The sequence below is a fragment of the Pseudomonas sp. p50(2008) genome (genome assembly GCF_015351605.1).
GTDB lineage: Bacteria > Pseudomonadota > Gammaproteobacteria > Pseudomonadales > Pseudomonadaceae > Aquipseudomonas.
Map to the genome: position 1 here is coordinate 1 of NZ_JACMYF010000036.1, position 1,824 is coordinate 1,824.

The following is a 1,824-nucleotide window of genomic DNA, read 5'->3' on the forward strand; positions in this document are numbered from 1 at the left end:
AACCTTGTACTCGAGATTTTCCAACTGACGACCCGTTGAAACCGGCACGCCATCGGAGAAGGTCGATGCCGCGTAAGCGTCGTTTGCATTGGTCGGTGTCGAAGGGCCATTGCCCCCTCCAAGCGATGAGCCAGATCCACCCTGTTGGCCACCTGCTCCATCCTTGAAGCCGTCCTCTTTCGCACTGGCGAAAATGGCCGACCGTTGACGAGCTGCAAGCATCTTCTGCCGCTCCAGCTCCATCTGCATTTCCAACGCTTGCCGCCGCTTTTCTTCTTCACTCAAGCCGGTTTGTTGGTTCTGCCGATCCACTACCGAACGCGGCGTATCAGCAGGAGCAGACGAGCCGTCATTGCTAACGGGGTTTACCTTTGCCGCTTCACGTTTCGGCGAAGGATCCAGCACACGCTTGGGTTGTGCTGCGACTAGTTCTTCTTTCTTCAAGCCACCCGTGGCTTTGCTATCGCCGCTGTTGTTCAGCCAGTAAACGAAGCCCAACCCCGCAACGGTTGCGACGATCAGCGCAATGCCGGTCGCTTTGTTGGAGCCGCCTTTGGCCTTCAACATCGAATTGGACTGCGATTCGTTCCACTCGCGAATTTCGTCCTCGCGAGTTTTCTCCGTCGCTTGTTTTTCAGGGGTCTGCTTGTTGTCTTCAGTGGCCATGCTTATGCCCCTCCGCCGTCACGGGCACCACGGGTAACAGTGCGTTTGTAGGGATTCGCCAGGTTCTGCACACACACGTAGGAATTGCCGTCACGCAACACAAACATGCTGTCCAGGCGCTCAACGACCACGTAGTCACCCTCACGACGCTTGTTGACCATCGCCTCAGTGCCATCGGGCAGCACGCGGTAGAACTGCGGCATGTCGGCACCTTTCTTGAGCAGGAACTTGGTGAACTGGCCATCGTCCATCACCGACTGCAGGCCGATTGCGTCCTTGTCACCCGAAAAGCCGTAGTTGATGTTCGGCTCGCTCGCGGTGCCGGAGCTGGCCACCGGCGCTGGCTCATTGCTTTTGAACTCCGAGTAGGTGGCCACCCGACTGGTCGGATAGATGAAGCGCACCAGGTACGACTGGCCAGCCGTTTTTTTGGTGCTGCCCAGCTGGAAGTAATAGGTACGTTTGCTGGTGATAACGGTCAGGTTAGTGTCCGCATTCTCTTCAACCGGCTTGAGGAAAAGCCGGTTGCGGAATGGGATGGTTTGCCAGGCGATGGTATCGCCGAGCGCAACAACCTTGACCATTTCGTCTGCTTCGAATTCCAGCGAAGTTTGATAGTTGTACGTCCCTACCAGTTCATAAACTTGGTTCGGGTCGTAAGGAACTTGTTTTACCCGGCTATCACTCATAAGCGGCTTTGGCAACTTTGCGGCATGTGCGATGCCACCCGCAAAACACAAACTCAGGGCGATAGCGGTCGGCAGAATGCAGTTTTTCTTCATGATCAGTTTCCTTGAATTGAATGAATTACCGGCGGCTCAGTTCTTCACTCTTACGGTAGACAGTAGCCAATGTTCCGAGCGGATTTACCCAACGGTCGCCAAGCGATCTTGGCTTCAGTGTGTTATCGACTTTGATGTTTGCCACATAGTTAGTAACAACCGGGTCTTTCGTACCCCACTTGTGCAGATAGGATCTGAAAGAAACCTGGTACACGTCTCCGACTTTGTTCATCCCATACGCCTGAGCTTCTATCAATCGTACATTGGCGAAGAAGTAGCAACCGCCGGGCAACACTATTCCGCTAAGATCCAGACTAAAAACAATAACCTAGGCATTCCAGCCCAGAACAACAAATATATCCCGCACTTACCCGTT

At 54.0% G+C, this 1,824-nt stretch carries 3 protein-coding genes; 1 reads left to right on the plus strand and 2 read right to left on the minus strand.

The features are described 5' to 3' along the window. Positions 1-666: hypothetical protein (locus H7698_RS31050; RefSeq protein WP_208525919.1), on the minus strand; the 666-nt coding region annotated here is incomplete at its 3' end. Between the two features lie 2 nt (positions 667-668). Next, positions 669-1,448: a TrbG/VirB9 family P-type conjugative transfer protein gene (locus H7698_RS31055; RefSeq protein ID WP_194693894.1), complete on the minus strand. Its 780-nt coding sequence runs from the start codon at positions 1,446-1,448 to the stop codon at positions 669-671. On the opposite strand from H7698_RS31055, the gene H7698_RS31255 reads away from it, so the two are divergent. Further along, on the plus strand, positions 1,432-1,824 hold a 393-nt coding region (locus H7698_RS31255), incomplete at its 3' end, for a hypothetical protein (protein ID WP_208525920.1). The two genes, H7698_RS31055 and H7698_RS31255, sit on opposite strands and share 17 nt — an antisense overlap.

What these genes read in the sequence shown, in the direction of transcription:
- H7698_RS31055 (WP_194693894.1), bottom strand. Translation starts at nt 1,448, where the DNA reads ATGAAGAAAAACTGCATTCTGCCGACCGCTATCGCCCTGAGTTTGTGT.